The organism is Pseudoalteromonas sp. SR45-5 (genome assembly GCF_014163565.1).
GTDB classification, from domain to species: Bacteria; Pseudomonadota; Gammaproteobacteria; order Enterobacterales; family Alteromonadaceae; genus Pseudoalteromonas; species Pseudoalteromonas distincta.
Genome location: NZ_JACJDN010000610.1, coordinates 1 through 2,372, shown reverse-complemented (window position 1 = coordinate 2,372; position 2,372 = coordinate 1). Strand labels below are relative to the sequence as shown.

Sequence of the window (2,372 nt, the reverse complement as noted above, 5' to 3'; positions counted from 1 at the left end):
CCTTTGTTTACGCCAGCTAAGGCTTAATTTAAATCAATAAAATGCGTGTTACTAAAGCACAGGTTTATAAAGTAGTTTATTGTATTGATACTTTTTAAGCGTCGAGGCTATTACCATGAACATTGCTTTTTTTAGTACACAAAAGTACGAACTGCCTTTTTTTAAACAAAGTACACGCGATCACCGTGATATAAAAATAACGTATTTTGAGCAAGCCCTGAGCGAACAAACGGCTATTTTAGCAAGCGGGTTTGATGCCATATGTGTATTTGTAAACGACACCGTAAACGACACGGTTATTGAACAATTGGCAAGCCAAGGCATAAATACTATTTTACTGCGTTGTGCAGGATTTAATAACGTTGATTTACCTGCAGCAAAAGCACATAAAATTAAAGTATTACGCGTACCGGCTTACAGCCCAGAAGCAGTAGCCGAGCATTGTATTGCACTTATGCTAACACTTAGCCGTAAAACCCATAAAGCGTATAACCGCGTACGCGAAGACAACTTTGATTTAAACGGATTGCTTGGTTTTAACTTGCACAATAAAACCGTGGGTATTGTAGGTTGCGGTAAAATTGGCCTTGCGCTGTGTAACATTTTAAATGGCTTTGGCGCTAAAGTATTAGTGTGCGACCCATACGCGCAACCTGGCAATTATACAATTACCGATATAGACACCTTGCTTAGCCAAAGCGATGTGATTTCTTTACATTGCCCACTGAACGAGCAAACTCATCATTTAATAAATGATGAGGCATTTAGTAAAATGAAAACCGGCGTTATGCTCATTAACACTTCTCGCGGTGCATTGCTTGATAGTAACGCGTGTATTAGCGCGCTTAAAACTAAAAAGCTAGGTTACCTGGGACTCGACGTTTACGAGCAAGAATCGGAGCTTTTTTTTAAAAACCACAGCGACGAAATAAACCAAGACGATATATTCTCGCGCTTAGTGAGCTTTAAAAACGTATTAGTAACGGGGCATCAGGGATTTTTTACGCAAGAAGCACTTACCGAAATAGCAAACACAACCGTATTTAACGCGCTTGAAGTAAGTGAAGGTAGGCCTCTAACTAATGAGGTTTTATAAAGACCTAAGCTATACCTAGATAACAGGCACAAAAAAAGCGAATAAGGTGAGCCCTATTCGCTTTTTTTGTTTAAAAATTCACTTTAAATAGAGCTTAACCAAACGCAACGTTTGCAAATACCAAGGTCATTAATATTGGGCAAACAAAACGAATATACTGAGCAAACCAGTAATGTAGGCCTGTTGTTGCTTGGTGTAATTTATTACCACGCTGCCACATCCAACCTACCGTAATAAAGTAAAACAAGCCCATAAGCGGCAATTGGTATTGAGTAAATAGCATAATAACTAAGCCAAATAACCAATCAAAATTTAGTATAATTGCGCTTGCACACACAAGTACAACGGCGCTCACTGCCCATGTTGCTTTGGTGCGACTAACGTTGTGGTTTTCGACTAAAAACGCTACCGGAATTTCAGTCGTCGATATAGTTGACGTAACCGATGCGATAGACATTAATACAAAAAACAATAAACCAACTAATAAGCCAATTTCGCCCATGGTGCTAAATAGCTCAGGTAAAATAGCAAAAATTAGCTGCCCTTCACCAATCAATTTACCGCCACTAAATACCTCTACACCGTTGTGCTGCGCCACATAAATAGCAGGAATAATAAGTAACCCCGCTAAAAAAGCAACGCCAGTATCAAGTAGTGCAACACCTGCTGTGAGCTTTGGTAAATTAGCATCTGGTTGTAAATACGAGCCGTAAATCATCATACAACCCACACCTAACGAGAGCGAAAAGAACGCTTGCCCCATTGCGGCAATAATTAAATTAGGGTCGAGTATTTGGCTAAAATCAGGGATTAAATACGCGGCAAAGCCTTCGCTTGCGCCATCGAGTGTTGCAATGTAGGCAATTAAACCAACAAGCAGCACAAGTAACAGTGGCATTAAACGGCGCGACCAAGTTTCGATTCCCGATTTAACCCCTTTTAAAATAATACTGGCAGTTAAAATAAGCATAAGCGGCGTAAATACAAAATTACGCAGCACTGAGTCGCTATGTAAAAATTCGCTTGCGCCTGTGAAACCTAAAAAGGTTGTTATGGGTTCAATAGCGTACGAGAGCATCCACCCTGCCACTATTGAATAAAAACTTAGCATAACAACTGCGCCCGCAAGGCCTATGTAACCGGCTGCTGCACCTACTTTACGGCTAGTGTTTTGCCATGCATCGCCCAATGCTTTTACCGGGTTAGCTTGTGCTTTGTGACCTAAATAAAGTTCAGTATACAGCGCAGGTAGCGCAAGTAAAAATATAACAATAAA

At 40.3% G+C, this 2,372-nt stretch carries 2 protein-coding genes; one reads left to right on the top strand and one right to left on the bottom strand.

All coding sequences use genetic code 11. The features are described 5' to 3' along the window. Positions 1-115 precede the first annotated feature (115 nt). Positions 116-1,096: a 2-hydroxyacid dehydrogenase gene (locus tag H5072_RS17090; RefSeq protein ID WP_182694224.1), complete on the top strand. Its 981-nt coding sequence runs from the start codon at positions 116-118 to the stop codon at positions 1,094-1,096. A 94-nt stretch (positions 1,097-1,190) separates the two neighbouring features. On the opposite strand, the gene H5072_RS17085 is transcribed toward H5072_RS17090, so the two are convergent. Further along, positions 1,191-2,372: sodium-dependent transporter (locus H5072_RS17085; RefSeq protein WP_182694223.1), on the bottom strand; the 1,182-nt coding region annotated here is incomplete at its 5' end.

Coding starts and splice junctions, on each gene's coding strand:
- H5072_RS17090 (WP_182694224.1), top strand. CDS start 116: ATGAACATTGCTTTTTTTAGTACACAAAAGTACGAACTGCCTTTTTTT.